Below are 20,218 nucleotides of genomic sequence, written 5' to 3' on the forward strand. Positions count from 1 at the left end.
AGATGCCTCCCGAGGCTGTGGAGACCGGCGCCAGGGCGCGGGCGTATGCCGGGTCTCCCCCTCTGTCATGCGGACCTGAGAGCTTCACCCCGGAGGGCTTGCACCGTCGGTGAGACGCGCCTGGCGGGCGCGCCTGCTTTCCAGAGTCGCCTCACCCGAGCGGTACAGGTGCCTGAGAGATTCCGGGGAGGGTTGCTCCTTCGGCGCCCCAGGGACGAAGCCCGGGGACTCTCCCGCACGGGGTCGTCAGCCTTGCGCTCTCACATTACCCTGTGCGGCGCGCACGCCGCCGCTGGGCCAGCTCGTCAGCGGGGTGGTCGGCCGGGACGGAGTCCGCGACCGCCGCTCGTTCCCCCGGCAGCTCCGCGAGGGAGCCCTCGACCTCGCGCCAGACCCGGCCGAGGGCGATGCCGAAGACGCCCTGACCGCCCTGGAGCAGGTCGATCACCTCGTCGGCCGAGGTGCACTCGTAGACGCTGACGCCGTCGCTCATGAGCGTGATCTGGGCGAGGTCGGCCACCCCGCGCTCACGCAGGTGCTGCACGGCCGTACGGATCTGCTGGAGGGAGACCCCGGTGTCGAGAAGCCGCTTGACGACCTTGAGCACCAGGATGTCGCGGAAGCTGTAGAGCCGCTGCGAGCCGGAGCCCTGCGCCGCTCTTATCGTGGGCTCGACCAGTCCGGTGCGTGCCCAGTAGTCCAGCTGCCGGTAGGTGATGCCGGCCGCCGCGCAGGCCGTCGGGCCACGGTATCCGATGTCAGCCGGCAGCGACGCCGGCCGCTCGTCGAAGAGCAGTCCCTGCTCCCCGGCACGCTGACGCGCGCTCTCGCGCCGTACCGAGTCTTCCTGGCCGGCCGTCTTTCCCTCGCCGCTGCTGACCGCCACGCGGACCTCCGGCTTTCTCTCATCCCGTGACCTGATCTGGGGGTTCGTAAAAAGGCGGCCACGGGTTTCACTTGCACCGTAGGACCGTGACCATGCTCAGTCAACGATCCGGCTCGGCGCGTCGTGAAGCGTAAATGCACTGAAATACCTACCCCGCCCTGCCGAAGTCCTCGGGGGTGATCGTGTCAAGGAACTCCCTGAACTTCTCCACCTCGTCCTCCTGGTCGTCGGGGATGATCACACCGGCCTCCTGGACGACCTCCTCGCTGGCGAAGATGCGCGCCCCGGTGCGCAGGGCCAGGGCGATCGAGTCGGACGGCCGGGCGCTGACCTCGACGCCGTTGGAGAACACCAGGTCGGCGAAGAAGATCCCATCGCGCAGGGCGACGATGTTGACGGCGCGCAGGCCGACGCCCAGCGCGCTCAGCACGTCTCTGAACAGGTCGTGCGTCAGGGGCCTGGGCGGGGGCTCCTCCGCCTGGGCCAGCGCGATGGCCGTGGCTTCGGTCATGCCGATCCAGATGGGCAGGAACCGCTCCCCGTGTGCCTCCTTGAGCAGGACGATCGGCTGATTTGTGGGCATTTCTACCCGAACGCCCACGACCTCCATCTGCAACACGGGCTGCTCCGTATTCGACTGGCCGGCGACCCGGCACAGCTCATTGCTGGTTCGCTTATGCATTTCAACGTAACACCCGGCGGGTGCCGTATGTCCCGCCGGTGCGGTCCCGAATCTCACCGACGGGCCCGGCCGTCAGGCCCGGCGGGGAGGGCCGGTGGGGCGGGCCGGTGGACCGGGCCGGCCGGGGTCAGCGTCCCAGGACGGTGCGCACGCCCTCGCGGACCAGCGCGGCGTGCAGGTCCAGCAGCAGCGCCGACAGCTCCCTGGCCGCCTCGTCGGCCTCGCCGATGGCACCCGGGCCGCGCCGCTTGAGCACCGGTGCGACCGCCTGCTCAACCAGGCCGCACTCCCGCTCGGCCGCCGCCTTGACGGCGCGCAGGTGGCGGGCGTGCAGGCCGAAGCGGGCCAGCGCCCCGACGGTGCGCGCCACGGTCAGGGCGTCCTCGTCGTAGCGCCGGGCGCGGGCCGCGAGCAGCCCGTAGTCCTCCAGCTCGGTGAGCGTCTCGTCGTCGATCCCGGCCGTCTCCAGCAGCTCGGCGCGGCTGAGCCGGATCTCCGGCTCGGCGTCCGCGTCGGGAACGGCGCGCGGGCGGCCGAAGTCCTCGGCCATCTTGTCCTTGATCACCCGCAGCGGCAGGTAGTGGTCGCGCTGCTCGGTGAGGATGTAGCGCAGCTGCTCCACGTGCAGGTGGGTGAACTTGCGGAAGCCCGACGGGCTCCGCTCGGGCTCGATGAGGCCCTCGCCCTCCAGGAACCGGATCTTGGAGATCGTGACGTCGGGGAACTCGCCCCGCAGGAGGGCGAGCACCTCCCCGATGCTCATGTGCGAGCGCGCCGCCTGCGAACTCATGCTGTGGCGGCGGTCCGCATCAGGAACAGCAGACGGAACTTGCCGATCTGCACCTCGTCGCCCGAGTGCAGCGGCACCTCCTCGATGCGCTCCCTGTTGACGTACGTGCCGTTGAGGCTGCCCACGTCGCGCACCGAGAACTGGCCGCCCCGGTGCCGGTAGAACTCGACATGACGGCGCGAGACCGTGATGTCGTCGAGGAAGATGTCGCTCTCCGGGTGGCGGCCGGTGGTGGTGAGGTCCTTGTCGAGGCGGAACCGGCTCCCCTGGTTGGGACCCCTGGTCACGGTGAGCAACGCCGTGCCGGGCGGCAGCTGCTCCACCAGCGCCCGCTCGGCGAGGAGCATGTCGCCTGTCTCAGCCTCGTACGCCTCGATTCCCGCTACGGAGATCGTCGAGGTGGTGTCCCCGGCGACCTCGGCTCTGGCCAGCGGTGACCCACAGCGGGAACAGAAACGGGCATCCTCGGGGTTGGCGTGCCCGCACTGCGTGCAGTAGACGCTCGGCATCGATCGGCTCGGCCTCCTACCGCGAAGACGCGGCGACGGTGCTCGGCGCGCCTCGCTTCGCTCTTCAAGTTTGCGAATGCCGCAACTTACGCTGCTGAACGGCAAAGGTCAAGGCGGGGCGCTGGACGACAGGTTCGGACGGTGACAAAGCTACCGCCGCCCGCGCCTGATGGTCCATGCCGCCGCACCTTTACACAATACGATCTTGCCGGGCGCCGCGCGAACCCTTGAGGCCGTTACACGCGGTGACATTCCTCTCAAGAGCTGGCCAAAAGGCGCCCCTTCCCCGGTCTCAGGGCGTAAAGGGCCTGGGAGACGCGCGGAAAACACCCAGGAGACGCACAGAAGACGCACAGGGTGCCCTCAGGGGACGCTCAGGAGGCGGCGGCCTCGACGATGCGGGCCCAGCGCTCGATGAGGGCCTGGGCCGTGTCCATGTCGTGGGCCTCGGCCCACAGATCGGTGACCGGCTCGGTGGCGGCGGGCAGGATCAGCACCCAGGCCCCGTCCTCTCCGACGACGCGCACCCCGTCGGTCGTGTCGATGCGCTGTCCCTCCCCGGAGGCCTCCACCGCCTCGATGACCGAGCGCATGACCGCCCCCTTGGCCGCCCAGCGCGTCGGCACGCTGCGCTTGAGCAGCCTCGCCTCGGGGATGCGGGCGTCGATCTGGCTGAGTGACAGCCGGGTTCGGGCCACCAGGCCGAGCAGCCGCATGAACGCGGCCAGCCCGTCGATGGCCGGGCTGAACTCGGGCACGACGAAGCCGCCCCGCCCGTCCGCCGCGAAGATCATGTCCTCGCCGGCGGCGGCCGAGGTGAGGGCGTCCAGGGCGGTGGAGGTCCACTGCGCCTGCACGCCGTGGAAGCGGCACACCTGCTCGGCCACCCGGGTGGTGGTGACCGGCAGCGCCACCTGCCCGCCCCGGCGCTCGGCGGCCACGAGGTCGAGCACCACGAGCAGGGCCCGCTCCTCGCCGATGAGCTGCCCCATCTCGTCCACCAGCGCGATCCGCTCGCCGACCGGGTCGAAGCGGACGCCGAACGCGGCGCGGGAGGAGCTGACGAGCTCCGACAGGCGTTGCAGGTCCCGGCGGCGCTCGGCCAGCGTCTCGGTCGGCGAGGCGTCGTCGAGCCGGGCGTTGACCGTGAGCACCTCGACGCCGACGCGGCCGAGCAGGGTCGGCAGGACCAAGGAGGAGGTCCCGCCGGCGCAGTCCACGACCACCTTCATGCCGGCGATGCCGCTCATGTCGATCCGGCGCATCAGCTCGTGGGTGTAGTCCTCGACGACGCGCGCCGGGTAGGTCAGCTCGGCGATCTCGCCGGGGAAGGCCCGCCGGAACTCCTGGCGGGAGAAGACCCGTTCCAGCTTGCGCTGGGCGGCGGCGGACAGGTCGGCGCCCCGGTCGTCCATGATGACGATGTCCACGCTCTGCGGGTCGCCGGCGGTGGTGCGCAGGGCGATGCCGCCGGCCGCCGCGTCGCGGGCGGTGTGGAAGCGCGCCACGGGCAGCGGGGCGGCCTCCAGGTCGAGCACGTTGATGGCGCTGGCGGTGAGCGCGCTGATCACGGCCCGCTTGAGCGCCCTGGCCGCGAGCGAGGAGTCGCGCGAGGTGACGACGTACGCGCCCTTCTTCAGGGTGGTGGCGTAGGCACTGGCCAGCCGTACGCACAGCTCGGGGGTGATCTCGACGTTGACCAGCCCGCTGACGCCGCGCGTCCCGAACAGGCTGCGCTGTCCGCGCGACTCCCAGATGACGCTGGTGTTGACGACGGCCCCCGCCTCGATGGTCTTGAACGGGTAGACCTTGACGCCGCTGGAGATGTACGCCTCGGGCTCGATGACGCAGTCGTCGCCGATGACGGCGTCCTCCTCGATGCGGGCGCCCGCCATCACGTCGGTGCCCTTGCCGACGACGCAGCCGCGCAGATGGGCGCCGGGGCCGAGGTAGACGTTGTCGTGGACGACGGCCCGGTGCAGGAAGGCGCCCTCGCGCACGACCACGTTGTTGCCCAGCACGGTGAACTCGCGCAGCTCGGCGCCCGCCTCGACCTTGGCGTAGTCGCCGATGAGCAGCGGTCCCTTGAGCACCGCGTCGGGGTCGACGGAGGCCGACTCGGCCACCCAGACGCCCGGTGACAGCTCGAAGCCGCCGACGTCCAGCCTGACCTTGCCGGACAGGGCGTCGGCCTGGGCCTTGAGATAGCTCTCGTGGGTGCCGACGTCCTCCCAGTAGCCGTCGGCGACGTAGCCGAAGATGGGGGCGCCGCTCTCCAGCAGGCGGGGGAAGACGTCGGCGGACCAGTCGACGGGCTCCCCCGCGGCCACGTGGTCGAGGACCTCGGGCTCCATGACGTAGACGCCGGTGTTGACGGTGTCGGAGAAGACCTGGCCCCAGGTGGGCTTCTCCAGGAAGCGCTGCACGCGCCCCGCCTCGTCGATGATGACGATCCCGAACTCCAGCGGATTCGGTACGCGTTTCAACCCAATGGTAATAAGAGACCCATTTTCTCGGTGAAAACGCACCATATCCGACAAATCTATGTCGGTGAGGGCGTCGCCGGAGATCACCAGGAAACGGTCGTCCCGCAGCCGGTCGGCGGCGTTCTTGACGCTCCCGGCCGTGCCCAGCGGGATGTCCTCGGTGGCGTACTGCAGGCTCATGCCCAGCTCGTCGCCGTCGCCGAAGTAGTTGCGCACGAGCGCGGCGAGGAACTGGAGCGTGACCACCGTCTCGGTCACCCCGTGCCGCTTGAGCAGGCGCAACACGTGCTCCATGATCGGCCGGTTGACCACGGGAAGCAGTGGCTTGGGCTGGTTGGCGGTCATCGGACGCAGCCGAGTGCCCTCCCCGCCCGCCATGACGACCGCCTTCACCCGATCACTCCTTTGTGGTCGCAGTTATGAGCCGGCGCACCTGAACGGCGTACAACACGCCCGCCCACCAGTACAGACCTGTTCCCCACACGGCGAAGGCCCATCCTGTGACACGTGCCATCTCGGCATACCACCCGGCGTGGGAGGCGAGGAAGAGGAGCGGGAAGGCGTACATGAGATTGAACATGGCCGCTTTACCGAGGAAATGCACTTGAAGTGCCCTGTAGCCGTGTTTGCGGAGTACGGGGAAGAAACATGCGACGAAGAGCTCACGCGCGAGGATCAGGGCCACCAGCCACCACGGGATGACCTCCCGCACCAGCAGCGCCAGGATGGTCGCGAACACGTACAGCTTGTCGGCGGCCGGGTCGATGATCCGCCCGAGTCTGCTCGTCTGGTTGAAGGCGCGAGCGATCTTCCCGTCGAGCCAGTCGGTGAACCCGGCGACCGCCAGGACCCCGATGGCCCACCCGTCCGCCCGGGGCCCGAGAACCAGCCAGAGGAACACGGGCACGCCGAGGAGTCGCAGGAAGCTCAGCAGGTTGGGGACCGTCCAGATCCGGTCCTCGGCGGAAGTTTCGCTCACGCTGGAGACCCTACTGCGTCGTATGTCCGGGCAGCGGGCCCGTCCGGCGGGTGTTCCCCGGCACGGAGGAGCGCGTGGGTGTGCCCGGTGTGGGTGTGCCCGGTGTGGGGTCGGTCAGGCGCGGGCGTGTCAGGCGCGGAGGAAGGCGTGGGTGCGGCCGACGGCCGTGAAGCCCAGGCGGGCGTAGAAGTCCTTCGGCCAGTCCTCCTCGGCGGCGAGCAGGAAGATCGGCTCGCAGCCGGCCGCCTCGGCGAGCAGGGCCCGCATGAGGGTGCGGGCGTGTCCCCGGCCCCGGTGGCGGGTGCCCGTGTGGACGCTCTCGATCTGGGCGACCCCGTCCTGGACGTAGAGCTCGGCCCGGGCGGCGATCTCTCCGGACTCGGCGCGCACGCCGCGGAAGCGGACCACGTCGGCGCCGCGCAGCCGCTCCGCCACCCGCTGCGCGAGCCCGTCGACCGCCTCGTCGGAGACGCTCGGCAGGGCTTCGCGCCAGTCATGGCGCACGACGGGCAGCAGCTCCTCCAGCGTCAGCTCCTCGGCCGGGGGGACGTCGGCGGGCGGGTCGCCACGGAAGACCATGACCACGTTGGACTCGTGGTCGTAACCGGCCGCGGTGAAGGCGGGGACGAAGGCGGCGCCCAGCGCGTCGTCGTCCACGCACACGTGACGGTGGTCGCGTCCGGCCAGCACCTCGTCGGCGGTCCGCAGCACGTCCTCGGCCCGGACCGGCCCGTCCATGGCAGGGGACACGATGACGAGGCGGTTGTCGTCGTGGGAGCCGGGGTAGCGGTCGTTCAGCACGGCGAAGCCGCCCGGCACCTCCACGACGCGCCCGGCCTTGCGCCGGGCGAACGCGTGCGTGAAGGCCAGCACCCGCGCCAGCACCGGGCCCGGCTCCGCAGTCGGTCCCAGCTCGGCGCTCGGGCCCAGCTCGGCGGTCGGTCCCTGTTCCGCGGTCGGTCCCTGCTCGGCGGTCAGGCCGGGGAGGCGGGATGAAAGGGCGTCGCTCATCGGGCCGGGCGTGCTCGGGCCCGGCGGGCGGTCATCGCGCATCGCGGGCCGCCGCGAGGAAGTCCCGGATCAGGCCGGCGTCCTTGACGCCCGGCGCCACCTCGACGCCGCTCGACACGTCCACCCCCCACGGCCGGGCCGCGGCGATCGCGGTGGCCACGTTGGCCGGGTCGAGGCCCCCCGCGAGGAGCCAGCGGCCCGAGGGGCGTCCCCGCACGGCCGCCCAGTCCCACGGCTCGCCGGAGCCGGGCCGGGGCGCGTCGACGATGAGCAGGTCCTCGTCGTAGGCGCCGCACCGCAGGTCGGCCTCGGCGTCCACGGCCCGGACCAGGGTCAGGCCGAGGTCCTTCAGCGCGGTGAAGTCGGCGTGGGGGTGGTGGCCGTGCAGCTGAACGGCCCGCAGCCCGGCGGCGAGGGTCGCGGCGCGCACCTGCGCCGGGTCCTCTCCCCGGAAGACGCCCACGGTCAGCACGTGGCCGGGCACCAGCGCGGCCAGCTCCGCCGCCCGCTCCGGCGTCACCCGGCGCGGGCTGCGGGTCAGCACGAACCCGATGGCGTCGGCGCCCGCCTCGACGGCCGCCGTCACGTGCCCGGGCTCGCTGAGCCCGCAGATCTTCACATACACACGGTCGAGGTTAGCGGCGGACGCCCGCCCGCGGCGACCACACCCAGACGAGCATGGCCACGATCAGCCCGAACAGGGCGACCCCGTTCGGGACGTGCGCGCCGAGCCAGAGCCAGGTGACGTGCTGGGCCATGCCGACGACGAGCAGCGCCACGCTCGCCAGCGCGGGCCAGCCGGCGCCGCGTCCCGGCCGCCAGACGAGTACGGCGAGGACGACCTGCACGAGCGCGACCAGGTGGACGACCATCCCGGCCATGACGTGGGACTCGCGCATCGCCTCCCCCGCACCGACCGCCTGGCCGGCCAGGGAGGCGGCGACGAGGAGGGACGCCGCCTGGGCGACGACGACGATGCGCAGCGCGTACAGCAGCCCGGCGGACACCTGCCCGGACCGCTGGGACGCGGATACCTGAGGCGCGGATACCTGAGGCGCGGGCCCGTGCGGCGCGGGCGCGGTCTCCTGCATGATGTGGTCCTTCCTGGAGAAGTGAGGATCACATGCTGGCGGCCGGAGACACGGACGGTCGTCAGCCTGCCGGATTATTCCGGGGTCCGCCCGCGGGATGACGCACGGGCCGCACCGGACGGACGAAGACGTCGGCCCGGCCGCACCGGTGGGCGATGTCGGCCGCCCGGACGCGGATCACGTGACACCCTCCTTCGCGCGGAACCGGTCGGCCGGAGTTCCGGCGGGGTCGTCGCGAGCGCCGGGCAGGGTGGCGGTCAGGCGCCAGCCGCCGTTCTCGCCCGGACCCGCCGTCAGCGTGCCGCCCAGGGCGCGGACCCGTTCCCGCATGCCGGCCAGCCCGCGCCCGGAGGACGGCAGGCGCTCCATCCTCGCCGGCGGGCGGCCGTTGACGACGTCGACGGTCAGTCCCTTGCCCCGGGCGGTGAGGGCGACCACGACCTCGGTGCCGGGCCCGGCGTGCTTGAGCACGTTGGTGAGCCCTTCCTGGACGATGCGGGCGGCGGAGGCGCGGGCCACGAGCGGGGCCCGGTCGGTGGCCGGGTCGAGGCGGAGGTCGACGACGAGGCCGGCCGCGGCCATCCGCTCAGCGGACTCGCGCATCACGTCGGCCGGGTCGGCGAGCAGGCCGGGCCGGGCGCCGGGGTCGCGCAGCACGTCGAGCAGGCCGCGCAGGTCCTCCAGCACCTGGTGTCCGGTGTCGCGGATGTCGGCCAGCGCGTCGGCGACCGGCCCCTCGGGGGCGGCGTAGCGGGCGGCGCCGGCCCGCAGCACCATGGCGCCGACGTGGTGGGCGACGATGTCGTGCACCTCGCGGGCGATCCGTTCGCGCTCGGCGAGCTGGTCGGCGCGGACCTGGGCGAGGGCGAGCCGCGCCGACTCCTCGTCGCGCCGCCGCTCGGCGGCGGCCGCGGTCTGCCGGACGCCGAGGTAACGGCCGATCGCGATGGGCGCCACGACCAGGAGCATGAGCACGAGGACCCGGAACGGGGTGATCTCGGTCTGGTGGTCGACCACGGCGACGGTGGCGAGCGCGCAGCCGGAGGCGTACGCGACAACGGTCCAGAACCAGGACGCGACCCGCAGCGCGAACACGCCCAGGGCGATCATGGTGAGGATGAGGCACGAGTTGACGGCCTGGTGGAGGTACTGGTCGGCGGAGAGGAGCAGGGCGCCCTGGAGGATGAGGACCATGCCGGGCAGCCGGCGGGCCACGCCGAGCGACAGGCCGCCGCAGACGGCCAGCAGCCCGACCACCCACACCGGCAGGGAGCCCTGGTCCCACGACGTCCACGTGCTGAGGACCCCGACGGCCACCCCGGCGCCGGCGAGCAGCACGTCGGGCGTGATGTCGCCCGGCTCGAACCGGCTGGAGCGGCCGCGCAGGTAGCCGCCGACCAGGGCCGGGAAGCCGGGCACGAGCAGGGTGTACATCCACCAGTTGCCGGCGAGCGGGACGCCGGGGTCGGTCAGGTTGAGCCCGGTCGCGAGGACGGCGGCGGCCAGGGAGACGGCGACGGCTCCCGGCCCGGACCGGTAGGCGACGCGGCCGACTGCGACGCAGAGCAGCATCTGCGCGGTGTTGGAGCTGTAGGAGCCCACGTGGTCGGCGAAGACGAGGAACGCCGCCAGACAGAGCGCCGCCCACGGCGGCCGGGTGCGGGCGAACCCCATGGGCAGGCCGGCCAGCACCGCCATCGGGACGGTCATGGCCGGGGGCAGGTCGCCGAACCCGACCACCTTGCCCGACAGAAGGAGGTCCAGCGCGATCCCGGAGACCGCCAGCAGCGCATCGAGCGCCACGCCACGCCAACGCATGCCCTGCAAACTATCCGGGCGACGCCGTTTCCCGATCCTCCCCGCGGAGGATGCGGCCTCCTCCAACTGGCCGGATCCATGTCCATCCGGCGGATAATGCGGCGTCCCCCGCGCCCCTACGGTCGAGTCATGCCCAACGACACCGCATTGTTCCTCGGCCAGTTCCTGCGCGACCCGGTCACGGTCGGCGCGCTCGCGCCCAGCTCCCGGCGGCTGGCCCGGTCCGTCTGCGCCCCGGTGCCCGAGCGGGGCGAGCCGGTGGTGGTCGAGCTGGGTCCCGGCACCGGGCCGTTCACCGCGGAGATCCAGCGGCGGCTGGCCGGACGCGGCCGGCACCTGGCGGTGGAGCTCAACCAGCGGATGGCGGGCCTGCTGGCCTCCCGTTTCCCGGGGGTGGACGTGGTCCACGGCGACGCCGCCGGGCTGTCGCGGCTGCTCGGGGCGCGCGGGCTGAGCCAGGCGGACGTGGTGGTGAGCGGCCTGCCCTGGGCGGCCTTCCCCGACGCTCTGCAGCGGCGCCTGATGGAGGCGGTCGTCACGGCGATGAGCCCGGCGGGCGCCTTCACGACCTTCTCGTACGTGCACGCGATCCCGCTGGGCTCGGCCCGCCGGTTCCGTGCGCTGCTGGCCGAGCGGTTCGAGGAGGTGGTGCCGAGCCGCACGGTGTGGCGGAACGCGCCGCCGGCGTTCGTCTTCCACGCCCGCCGCCCGCGCGCCTGACCGGCACGCCCGTCGCCCGTCGCCCATCGTCCGTGAGCCTGACCGGGTCCGGTGCGGGGAGAGCTTGGTCTCAACCCTCCCGCGCCCCCGGCGCCGATCCCTGTGCGGCCCCTCACCCCACGCGCGTGGCCGGTGCGCGTGGTCGTGCACGGCCGCGGACCACCTGCCGCGGACCTTCCCCCGGGGCGGCGTTCTCGGCCTCGGCGGACCGGCCCGTCGTCGTCCAGCGCCGGCGCTTCGGCAGGTCGACGACCTCCTTGTCCTCTATGAGGCTGCGCCTACCCACCGCCGCGGGGACATCACCTGATCAGGAGAAGGACGGGGGCCGTTTGTCGCGCAGGGCCCGCACACCCTCGGCGACGTCGGGTCCGGTGAAGCCGAGGAACTCCATCGCCAGCGAGGCGTCGAACGACGGGCCGGCCATGCGCAGCCAGTTGTTCAGCGCGTACTTGGTGAGCCTGATGGCCTCCTGGGCGCCGGCGGCCAGCCGGGAGGCGAGGCCGAGCGCCGTCTCGTGCACCTGGTCGTCGTCGACGCACAGGCTGACCAGCCCCATCCGCTCGGCCTGCTCGCCGGTGACGGCCTCACAGAGCAGCAGGTGGTACTTGGCCTTGGCCAGCCCGCACAGCAGCGGCCAGACGATCGCGGCGTGGTCGCCGGCGGCGACGCCGAGCCGGGTGTGCCCGTCGATGATCCGGGCGGTGCGCCCGGCGACGGACACGTCGGCGAGCAGCGCCACCGCGAGCCCGGCGCCGACGGCGGGGCCCTGGATGGCTGAGACGACCGGCTTGGAGCAGTTGACCACGTTGTAGACGATGTCGCGGGCCTCGGCGAAGACCCGCATGCGGGTGGCGTGGTCGCGCGTCATCTCCTCGATCATGGACAGGTCGCCGCCCGCGGAGAACGCCTCGCCCTCGCCCCTGACGACGATGGCGCGGACGGCGTCGTCGCGGTCGGCGTCGCGCCAGATCGAGGCCAGCTCGCGGTGGCCGGTCATGTCGACGGCGTTGAGCCTGCGGGGCTCGCTGATCGTGACCCGCAGCACGCCCTCGGCGGGCAGGTCGACGCGCAGCCGCTCGTACGCCTCGTAGCCGGGCACGGTCACGGCTCCCCCTCCAGGCCGAAGGCGTCGCGCAGGCGGCGGGCGACGAGCTCGCGGGCCTCCAGCGCCTGGTCGAACAGGCCCGGGAACGAGTAGAACCCGTGCACGGCCCCCTCGTAGCGGGCCACCTCGGCGGGCACCCCGGCCCCGGTCAGGCGCTCGCCGTAGCGCTCCGCCTCGTCGCGCAGCACGTCGCACTCGGCGGTGACGATCGTGGCGGGCGCCAGCCCGGCGGCGGACGGCACCCGCAGCGGCGACAGGCGCGGGTCGGCGGGGTCGGCTCCGGGCGCGTACTGCCGGGCGAACCAGGCCATCTCGGCGGCGTCCAGCCCGAAGCCACGCCCGAACGCGGCGTAGCTCGGCGTGTCGCGGGCCAGGTCCAGCACCGGGGTGACGAGCGCCTGGTGGGTCAGCGTCAGCCCGGCGTCGCGGGCCTGCCATGCGGCCACGGCGGCGAGGTTGCCGCCGGCGCTGACGCCGATCACCGCGACGGAGCCGTCGCACTGGTAGAAGGCGGGCCGGGCGAAGACGTCGCGCACGACCGTCCAGGCGTCGTCGGCCGCGGCCGGGAACGGGTGCTCGGGCGCCAGCCGGTAGTCGGCGGAGACCACCACGGCGCCGGTGCGCAGCGCGAGGTCGCGGCCGGTGGCGTCGTCGCGCTTGACGCCGCCGAACACCCAGCCACCGCCGTGGAAGGAGACGAGCACGGGCAGCGGCCCGTCGCCGCGGTCGGCCCGGTAGATCCGGATCGGCACGCCCTCCGCGGTCTCGTCGCGGACGGAGGCGATGCGGGTGAGGGGGCCACGGTGCGCGGCCATCGGGTCGGCCGCGCGCGCCTCCCGGATGGCGGCGAGGTCGAGGCTGTCCAGGCCGCCGCCGTCGTCCGGCCGGTAGCGCGCGAGGAACTCGCGCGCCTGAGGGTTCAGCGGCATGGTCGGAGCCTAGCGGGCCGCCTCGACGAGCGCATCGAACAACGCGGCGCCCGTGCCCCGCTCGGGATGCCACTGCACGCCCACGGCGAACCGGTGGCCCTGCAGCTCGACGCCCTCGACGATCTGGTCCTCGGCCCAGGCCACGGCCAGCAGCCCCGAGCCGAGCCGGCGCACGGACTGCAGGTGCGGTGCGACCACCTCGACGTGGTCGCCCACGGCCTTGCCGAGCTTGCTGGACGCGCTGACCTGGATGGAGTGGGGGACGCCGGGCTCGCCGTGGCGGTCGTCGCCGAGCGTGTCGGGCAGCCAGGGGATGAGCGTGCCGCCCTGGGCGACGTTGAGCACGTGCATGCCGCGGGCGACGGCGAGGATCGGCAGGCCGGCCTGGACGGCGGCGCGGGCCAGGGCCACCTCGTAGCGGTCGCGGTGGGCCTGCGGCGGGGCGGCCCGGCCGTCCTGGTCCTCCCCGTAGGCGTCGCCGCCGACCTCGGTCCCTCCGGCCAGGACGACGCCGCGCAGGCCGCGTACGTGGTCGGCGGCGGTGTGCGAGGACAGGGGCGGCAGCAGGACGGGCGCCCCGCCGGCGCGTTCGACCGCCTTGGCGTAGGCCGGGGGCGACAGGACCGCCTCCCGCACCCAGTCCCCCCAGCGGGCGGCCTCGAAGTAGGCGGTGATGCCGATCAGCGGTCGGGACATGCGATCTCCAGGTGCGAGCAGGAGTCGGTACGGCACGAGTCGGTACGGCGTCCGGTGGTGCGGCGTCCGCCAGGCCATCATGGCGCACGGCGTTTCGCTCATGTCACCCCCGGACATGCATCCGTCCGGCCGTCCCCGGCCCTGCCCCGATAGGGGTTCCTGACAAACCGGGAAATAGTCAGAAAATGCGAATGCAATACATATTCACGTTTCACGTCCGAAATACGCGCCGCCTTGACTGCGGGGAATAACAGGAGCGTTACGCATAGTTCGGGTTCGCACCGTATCGGTGCGAAACGGTTGTGACGTCCCTGTGGTGGTGTAAGACTCGATTTCCGAGCGATCGGCCGAGCCGGGGCCCGCCGGACGCTCGTCACCCGGAGCCGTCAGGGAGGTGGAACGACACGACCGGAATGCGATTCCGGGCTATGGGGTGGGGTTGATGTGGAAATGTCGTTGAATCCGCGCCTGGTAAAAGAGAGCTTCTCCGTCATCGAGCCCGTGGCCGGCAAGGCGGCCGCGTACTTCTACGGTCGGCTGTTCGCCGAGAGTCCGCACCTGCGGGGCATGTTCCCGCCAGGCATGGACACCCAGCGCGACCGGCTCTTCGGCGCGCTGACCCGCATCGTGTGGAGCCTCGACAGCCCCGACAGCATGGCCTCCTTCCTCGGCCAGCTGGGGCGCGACCACCGCAAGTACGGGGTGGTCGCCGAGCACTACGGCGCGATCGGCAGGGCGCTGCTGGCCACCGTGCGCACGTTCGCGGCCGACATCTGGACCTCCGAGATCGAGGCCGCCTGGGTCGCGGCCTACAACGCGGCGGCCGAGCTGATGATCGAGGCCGCCAAGGCGGACGCCGGGATATCGCCCGCGTGGTGGGTCGCGGAGGTGATCGACCACGAACGCCGCACGCCCGACATCGCGGTGATCACGCTCCAGCCCAGCCAGCGGCTGCCGTACACGGCCGGGCAGTACGTGACCGTGCAGGTCCCGCGCTGGCCGCGGGTGTGGCGGGCCTTCTCCATCGCGAACGCCCCCCGCCCCGACAACACGCTGCGCCTGCACGTGCGCTCCGTGCCGGGCGGATGGGTGTCGACCACGCTCACCCGCGACACCCGCATCGGCGACGCGATCACGCTGGGCCCGCCGATGGGCACGATGACGGCGCCCGAGCAGGGCTGCCGCGACGTGCTGTGCGTGGCCGGCGGCACGGGGCTCGCACCGCTGAAGGCGATCGTCGAGCAGATCATCGCCTCGGGCCGCCGCCCCAACATCCACCTCCTGTACGGCGCCCGGACCGCGGAGGAGCTGTACGACCTGCCGGACCTTCTCCGGATGGAGAAGGCCTTCCCGTGGCTGCGGGTGGTGCCCGTGGTCTCCGACGACCCGGACCATGAGGGGATGCACGGCCATCTGCCGGAGGTGACGCGGCGCTTCCACTCGTGGGCCGAGCACGAGGTGTACGTGTGCGGGCCGGCGGCCATGGTGAACGAGACGGTCCGGCGCCTGCAGGACGACGGGGTGCCGCCGGCCCGCGTCCACCGCGACATCGTCCACGACGAGCGGTGAGGGCCGGCCCGGTGGCGCCACCACCGGGCCGCGCCGGCTCCCGGCCGCTCCCGGCCCCGTCAGCTCCCTGCCGCTCCCTGCCGCTCCCGGCGGCGTCAGCTCGCGGCGGCGGGGCGGCCGAAGGCCGCCGCGGTCTCCTCGTCGCTCGGCCAGAACGTCTCGATGGCCAGCTCCGAGACCGTCACCTCCACCGGCGTGCCGAAGGTGGCGATCGTGGTGAACATCGACAGCACCCGGTCGCCGTGGCGGATGCGCAGCGGCAGCAGGATGTCGGCCGGGCCGGGGACGCGGGTCACGTTCAGCTCCACGCCGGGGTAGGTGTAGGCGGCCAGCTCGTCGTGCAGCTCGGCCAGCGCCCCGTGGCCGGACGCCTCGGCCTGGCGGCGGAGCTGGTTGAGCAGGTACGCGCGGACCTCGGCGAGGTTGAGCAGGCGGCCGCCCATCGCGTCGGGGTGCAGCGACAGGCGCATCACGTTGACCGGCTCCTGGAGCAGCTCGGCGGGCACCCCCTCCATGAACATCCCGGCCGCCGCGTTGGCCGCGACCAGGTTCCAGCCGGCGTCCACGACCAGTGCGGGGAACGGCTCGTGCCCGGCGAGGATCCGGTCGAGGGCCTGCCGCACCGCGGCCATCTCGGGCGCCCGCACCTCGCGCTCGGGGAACACCGGCGCGTAGCCGGCCGCCACCAGCAGCCGGTTGCGGTGCCGCAGCGGCACCTCCAGCTCCTCCGCCAGCCGCATCACCATCTCGCGGCTCGGCCGGGCCCGGCCCGTCTCCAGGAAGCTGACGTGGCGGGACGACACGTCAGCCTCGATCGCCAGGTCGAGCTGGCTCACCCGGCGCCGCTGGCGCCAGGCGCGCAGCAGCTCACCGAAGGTCTCCTCTTGATGTACGGCAAGCGCTCCCATGGCGGAAACGTTACGGCACCCGAGGGAAGGGCCGCGATGACGTGGGAGGTAAGGGCGGCTGGTACGACTGGAGCTCGATGAGGTTGCCCTCGGGGTCGCGCAGGTGGGCGGTGCGCAGGGCGGGACCCCAGGCGGGGCGGTCCTGCGGCGGGGCGACGAGCCGGGCGCCGTGGCCGGTCAGGCGGGCGGCGGCGGCTTCCACGTCGTCCACCCTCATCACCAGCATGGACGTGTCCTGCGCGGCGAAGGTCTCCGGCAGGTCCGAGGTGCCGACGGCGGCGGTGATCGCGGCCCGCCCGAACAGGACGAGCCCGGCCTGCCGGTCGATGTCCCAGTTGGCGTACGACGCCTCGGGAAGGACCTTCACGGGCTCGACTCCGTGCAGGTCACGCAGGGCGGCCCGGTAGAAGGCCACCGAGGCGGCGAAGTCGCGGACGAGCAGGCGCGGGTAGAGGGCGTCCATGGCGAGGATCTCCCAATTAGTGGGTAACTACCAATGGTTGGTGAAACCCTACACTAGGGAGTCATGGAGCCGCCGCCCACCCTGCTCGGGATCACGACGTTCGTGCTGCACAAGGTCGCGGTCGCCGCCCGGCGCGCCGTGGCGGAGGGGCTCGCCGCGGAGACCGGGCTCAGCCTGTGGCGGTTCGCGGCGCTGGCGGCACTGGCCGACCACGGCCCGGCGGCGCAGCGCGAGCTCGGCGACTCGCTCGGGCTCGACCCGAGCGACATGGCCCGGCTGATGGACGGCCTGGTGGAGGACGGGCTGGCCGAGCGCGACCGCGACCCGGGCGACCGGCGGCGCTACCGGGCCTCGCTCACCGACGCCGGCCGGGCCGCCCTCGACCGGGGCCGGGCCGTCGTCGCGGCCGTGGAGGAGCGGACCCTCGCCCCGCTCACGGCCGCCGAGCGCTCGGGACTGCGCGCCCTGGCCGGCAAGATCCTCACCGGCGAGACCGCCGCAGAGCAGACCGCCGCAGAGCAGCCCGTCACTGAGCAGACCGTCACAGAGGAGGCCGCCGCAGAAGACGCCGCCGCAGAGGGGACCGTCAGACAGCGGCCGGAGTGATCCCGTCGTAGTCGACGAGCACGTGCCGCGGCCCGCGCAGCGTGGCGCTGGGCCGGTAGGGCGGCGGGTCCTCGACCAGACGCGGGTTCACCAGGCGGCTCACGAGCTGCTGCAGGACGATCTGCGCCTCCAGCCTGGCCAGCGCCGCGCCGAAGCAGTAGTGGATGCCGCCTCCGAAGCCCAGGTGCTCGCTGTAGCGGCGGTCCGGGTCGAAGGTGTCCGGGTGGCTGACGTGCGCCGGGTCCCGGCTGCCCGAGGCGAGGACGAGCACGACCGGCGCGCCCGCCGGGATCGTGGTCCCGGCGACCGGGATGTCGGCCAGCGCCACCCGCGACGACAGGAAGTGCACCGGCGGCTCGTACCGCAGCAGCTCCTCCACCGTGGTGATGATCAGGTCCGGCTCGGCGCGCAGCCGCTTGAGCAGCCCGGGGTGGCGCAGCAGCGTGAGCATGCCGTTGGCGATGAGGTTGACCGTGGTCTCGTGGCCGGCGACCAGCAGCAGCGCGGACGTGGCGACCACCTCGGCCGGCGTCATCCCGCCCTCCGGCCCCTCGTACGTGACCATGCCCGACAGCATGTCGTCGCCCGGCGACTCCCGTCGCGCCGCGGCGAGGTCGGCGAGGTACGTCTGGAGCTTCGAGGCCGCCTCGGCCCGTGCCCGTTCCCGCTCGGCGCGGTCCGACTCCCCCGGGCCGAGCGTCTCGACGATCTCGTCGGCCCAGGCGTGGAAGCGCGACTCGTCCTCGCGCGGCACGCCGAGCACCCGGCAGATCACCGTGACGGGCAGCGGGTAGGCGACGTCGTCCACCACGTCGGCGCGGGTGCGGCCGGCCAGGCCGTCGATGAGCTCCGTGGTGATCGCCAGCATCTCCGGGCGCAGCGCCTCGATCCGGCCGGGCGTGTGCGGAGGCCCGAAGTGGCGCATCGCCAGCCGCCGCAGCCGGTCGTGCTCGGGCGGGTCCTGCCCGATGAACGACACGCCGCCCGCCCCGGCCGCGTCCCCCTCGGGCCGATGGGCGAGGTTGCGGCGGTCGGAGCTGAGCCGCGGGTCGTGCAGCAGCGCCACGATCTCCCGGTACGTGCTGACGACCCACGTGCCGTCCTCGCGCCGCACCACCGGGGTCTCGCGGAGCCCGGCGTACAGCGGGTACGGGTCGGCGCGGCTGGAGAAGTCGAGGATCTGCTCGAAGACGTCGTCCGACGCCCTATCTGCGGACATTCCGGTTCCTCCCGGGGCGGTGGCGTGCGGGCGCGGACATGGTCACTGCTCGCCGTACACGAGCGAGGCGCGGCGCTCGCCGGGGTCGTGGCCGGTCACCACGACGGTGGCGCCCTCACTGGCGACCGCGCGCTCGGGGACCTCCGCCGGCATCGGCCCCATGTCGCCTCTCATGTCCACATGACGGAAGTCCGGCGGGAACGGCGCGGCCCGCTCGATGAGCCGCTGGTAGAACTCCAGCCAGATCGCCTGGTCGAAGGTGACCGCGGCGGTGATCCGGCCGCGGTAGCCGTAGACGGCGACGAAGCGGCGCTCGGCCACCGAGCCCTGCGTGACGACGATCTGGTCGGCGAGCGTGGGCACGCCCACCGACTTGACGTTCACCCCGAACTGGCTGGACCAGAACACCGGCAGCGCCAGGTGCGGCCAGCGGTGGGCCTGGTCGCTGACCATGTTGTGGGCGGCGATCTCGGCCTGCGAGACGGCGTTGCCCCAGTGCTCCAGTGACATGAACTCGTAGTGGAAGACCGGGTGCGGGAAGCGCGCGATGTCGCCGGCCACGAACACGTCGTCGGTGACCAGCCCGTTGGCGTCCACCGCGCGGCAGCCCGCGTCGCAGGCCACGCCCCACACGCCGGCGGCCAGGCCGGAGCCGCGCAGCCACTCGACGTTGCGGACCGCGCCGAGCGCGACGACCGCCACCTGGGCCTCCACCGTGCTCCCGTCCGACAGGCGGGCCCGGCGCAGCCGGCCGGCGTCGTCGCCCTCCAGGGCGGTGACGGTCAGGCCGCACCGCAGGTCCACGCCGTGCTCGCGCTGGATCTCGCCGGCGATGCGGCCGATGACGCCGCCCAGCGCGCCGAGGAGCGGCGCGGGGCCGCGCTCGACGAGCGTCACGGGCAGGCCCAGCTCGCGGCAGGCCGAGGCGACCTCCGACCCGGTGAACCCGCCGCCGATGACCAGCACCCGCTCGGGGCCCGCCGCCAGCGCCTCGCGCAGGCGGGCGGCGTCCTCCAGGGTGCGCAGCACGTGGACGCCCTCCAGGGCGCCCTCGGCCTCGTCCGGCCAGGGCCGGGCGCGTGTGCCCGTCGCGATCAGCACCCGGTCGAACGGCACGTCGCGGCCGTCGGCCAGGCGCACGCTCTTGGCGGCCAGGTCCAGGCCGGTGGCCGGGTTGCCGGGGATCCACTCGGCGTCCACCTCGCGCAGCCGGGGCAGGCGGGCGTGCTCGGCGGGCGCGCGGCCGGTGAGGATCTGCTTGGACAGCGGCGGCCGGTCGTACGGCTCGTGCGTCTCCTCGCCGATCACGGTCAGCCGGCCGGTGAACCCCTCCCTGCGCAGCACCCCGGCCGCCCGGCCGCCGGCCAGCGAGCCGCCGACGATCACGATGTGCCCGTCGCGCCGGACGCTTCCGGAACCGCCGCCGAGCCGCCGGACCGGCGCCGTCCAGTGCCGCAGCGCCATCCGGTCGACGTGCAGCGCCTGCACCGGGCAGGCCGCCGCGGCCCGCAGGACGTGCTCGCGCTGCGCGTCGTCGGGCTCGGGGTCGTAGGCGACGGCCTCCTCGCCGTGCATCGTGAAGACCTCCGGCGCGAGGTAGGCGCACTGGCCGTACCCCTGGCAGCGCGTCAGGTCGATGACCACCCTCACGGGACACTCCCCCCTGTCGGGCACGCCGGACTCCCCCGCCGGGCGCGCCTCGCCGGTCCCGTGGGCGTACCCCGCCCGCGCCGTCGCGTAGCCCCCCGCCG

At 73.2% G+C, this 20,218-nt stretch carries 20 protein-coding genes and 1 riboswitch; of the genes, 3 read left to right on the top strand and 17 right to left on the bottom strand.

The window, feature by feature from the left end; all coding sequences use genetic code 11:
- Window positions 1-150: 150 nt before the first annotated feature.
- Window positions 151-246, bottom strand: a riboswitch (glycine riboswitch).
- A 19-nt stretch (window positions 247-265) separates the two neighbouring features.
- From AB0H64_RS18155 to AB0H64_RS18200, 10 genes are all read right to left on the bottom strand, one after another.
- Window positions 266-886, bottom strand: coding sequence for a MerR family transcriptional regulator (locus AB0H64_RS18155; protein ID WP_357625448.1), 621 nt, complete (start codon window positions 884-886; stop codon window positions 266-268).
- A gap of 148 nt (window positions 887-1,034) precedes the next feature.
- Window positions 1,035-1,505 carry a bifunctional nuclease family protein gene (locus AB0H64_RS18160; protein WP_090771501.1) on the bottom strand — a complete coding sequence of 157 codons (471 nt, stop codon included), beginning with the start codon at window positions 1,503-1,505 and terminating at the stop codon, window positions 1,035-1,037.
- A gap of 190 nt (window positions 1,506-1,695) precedes the next feature.
- Window positions 1,696-2,331, bottom strand: coding sequence for a MerR family transcriptional regulator (locus AB0H64_RS18165; protein WP_357625452.1), 636 nt, complete (start codon window positions 2,329-2,331; stop codon window positions 1,696-1,698).
- Between the two features lie 23 nt (window positions 2,332-2,354).
- Window positions 2,355-2,867 carry an FHA domain-containing protein gene (locus AB0H64_RS18170; protein WP_357625455.1) on the bottom strand — a complete coding sequence of 171 codons (513 nt, stop codon included), beginning with the start codon at window positions 2,865-2,867 and terminating at the stop codon, window positions 2,355-2,357.
- Window positions 2,868-3,241: 374 nt separating this feature from the next.
- Window positions 3,242-5,746, bottom strand: coding sequence for a mannose-1-phosphate guanyltransferase (locus AB0H64_RS18175; RefSeq protein WP_357625458.1), 2,505 nt, complete (start codon window positions 5,744-5,746; stop codon window positions 3,242-3,244).
- 4 nt (window positions 5,747-5,750) lie between these two features.
- On the bottom strand, window positions 5,751-6,332 hold the full coding sequence (locus AB0H64_RS18180) for a CDP-alcohol phosphatidyltransferase family protein (protein ID WP_357625461.1): 582 nt from the start codon (window positions 6,330-6,332) through the stop codon (window positions 5,751-5,753).
- A 129-nt stretch (window positions 6,333-6,461) separates the two neighbouring features.
- Window positions 6,462-7,343, bottom strand: a complete 882-nt coding sequence (locus AB0H64_RS18185; protein ID WP_357625464.1) for a GNAT family N-acetyltransferase — start codon at window positions 7,341-7,343, stop codon at window positions 6,462-6,464.
- Between the two features lie 31 nt (window positions 7,344-7,374).
- On the bottom strand, window positions 7,375-7,968 hold the full coding sequence (locus tag AB0H64_RS18190; RefSeq protein WP_357625467.1) for a phosphoribosylanthranilate isomerase: 594 nt from the start codon (window positions 7,966-7,968) through the stop codon (window positions 7,375-7,377).
- Window positions 7,969-7,978: 10 nt separating this feature from the next.
- Window positions 7,979-8,434, bottom strand: coding sequence for a hypothetical protein (locus AB0H64_RS18195; protein WP_357625470.1), 456 nt, complete (start codon window positions 8,432-8,434; stop codon window positions 7,979-7,981).
- A 177-nt stretch (window positions 8,435-8,611) separates the two neighbouring features.
- Window positions 8,612-10,252 (bottom strand): sensor histidine kinase, encoded by a 1,641-nt coding sequence (locus AB0H64_RS18200; protein ID WP_357625474.1) that lies wholly within the window; start codon window positions 10,250-10,252, stop codon window positions 8,612-8,614.
- A 129-nt stretch (window positions 10,253-10,381) separates the two neighbouring features.
- Here AB0H64_RS18200 and AB0H64_RS18205 point away from each other — a divergent pair, with 129 nt between their 5' ends.
- A complete protein-coding gene (locus tag AB0H64_RS18205) occupies window positions 10,382-10,972 on the top strand; it encodes a methyltransferase domain-containing protein (RefSeq protein ID WP_357625477.1) in 591 nt (196 codons plus the stop codon).
- A 307-nt stretch (window positions 10,973-11,279) separates the two neighbouring features.
- Here AB0H64_RS18205 and AB0H64_RS18210 read toward each other — a convergent pair whose 3' ends face one another.
- From AB0H64_RS18210 to AB0H64_RS18220, 3 genes are read right to left on the bottom strand one after another with little or no spacing between them, the layout of a single operon-like run.
- Window positions 11,280-12,077 (bottom strand): enoyl-CoA hydratase/isomerase family protein, encoded by a 798-nt coding sequence (locus tag AB0H64_RS18210; protein WP_357625480.1) that lies wholly within the window; start codon window positions 12,075-12,077, stop codon window positions 11,280-11,282.
- Entirely contained in the window at window positions 12,074-13,006 is a 933-nt protein-coding gene (locus tag AB0H64_RS18215; RefSeq protein WP_357625483.1) for an alpha/beta hydrolase, read from the bottom strand. Before AB0H64_RS18215 ends, AB0H64_RS18210 begins: the two co-directional genes overlap by 4 nt.
- A 9-nt stretch (window positions 13,007-13,015) precedes the next feature.
- Window positions 13,016-13,702, bottom strand: a complete 687-nt coding sequence (locus tag AB0H64_RS18220) for a gamma-glutamyl-gamma-aminobutyrate hydrolase family protein (RefSeq protein ID WP_357625486.1) — start codon at window positions 13,700-13,702, stop codon at window positions 13,016-13,018.
- Between the two features lie 450 nt (window positions 13,703-14,152).
- On the opposite strand from AB0H64_RS18220, the gene AB0H64_RS18225 reads away from it, so the two are divergent.
- Window positions 14,153-15,271 carry an FAD-binding oxidoreductase gene (locus tag AB0H64_RS18225; protein WP_357625489.1) on the top strand — a complete coding sequence of 373 codons (1,119 nt, stop codon included), beginning with the start codon at window positions 14,153-14,155 and terminating at the stop codon, window positions 15,269-15,271.
- Between the two features lie 95 nt (window positions 15,272-15,366).
- Here the strand turns inward: AB0H64_RS18225 and AB0H64_RS18230 are convergent, their stop codons facing one another.
- Both AB0H64_RS18230 and AB0H64_RS18235 read right to left on the bottom strand, forming a co-directional pair.
- Complete coding sequence (locus AB0H64_RS18230; protein WP_357625492.1) at window positions 15,367-16,179, bottom strand: helix-turn-helix transcriptional regulator; 813 nt, start codon at window positions 16,177-16,179, stop codon at window positions 15,367-15,369.
- Between the two features lie 10 nt (window positions 16,180-16,189).
- Window positions 16,190-16,642, bottom strand: a complete 453-nt coding sequence (locus AB0H64_RS18235) for a VOC family protein (protein ID WP_357625495.1) — start codon at window positions 16,640-16,642, stop codon at window positions 16,190-16,192.
- A 63-nt stretch (window positions 16,643-16,705) separates the two neighbouring features.
- Here AB0H64_RS18235 and AB0H64_RS18240 point away from each other — a divergent pair, with 63 nt between their 5' ends.
- The gene (locus tag AB0H64_RS18240) at window positions 16,706-17,248 is read left to right on the top strand and encodes a MarR family winged helix-turn-helix transcriptional regulator (protein ID WP_357625498.1); all 543 of its coding nucleotides are present in this window, start codon (window positions 16,706-16,708) and stop codon (window positions 17,246-17,248) included.
- On the opposite strand, the gene AB0H64_RS18245 is transcribed toward AB0H64_RS18240, so the two are convergent.
- Together AB0H64_RS18245 and AB0H64_RS18250 are read right to left on the bottom strand one after the other, a co-directional pair.
- A complete protein-coding gene (locus tag AB0H64_RS18245; RefSeq protein WP_357625501.1) occupies window positions 17,229-18,467 on the bottom strand; it encodes a cytochrome P450 in 1,239 nt (412 codons plus the stop codon). The two genes, AB0H64_RS18240 and AB0H64_RS18245, sit on opposite strands and share 20 nt — an antisense overlap.
- 42 nt (window positions 18,468-18,509) lie before the next feature.
- Window positions 18,510-20,117 (bottom strand): FAD-dependent oxidoreductase, encoded by a 1,608-nt coding sequence (locus AB0H64_RS18250; protein WP_357625504.1) that lies wholly within the window; start codon window positions 20,115-20,117, stop codon window positions 18,510-18,512.
- Window positions 20,118-20,218 lie beyond the last annotated feature (101 nt).

This window comes from Nonomuraea sp. NPDC050733 (assembly GCF_040654215.1).
Taxonomy (GTDB): domain Bacteria; phylum Actinomycetota; class Actinomycetes; order Streptosporangiales; family Streptosporangiaceae; genus Nonomuraea.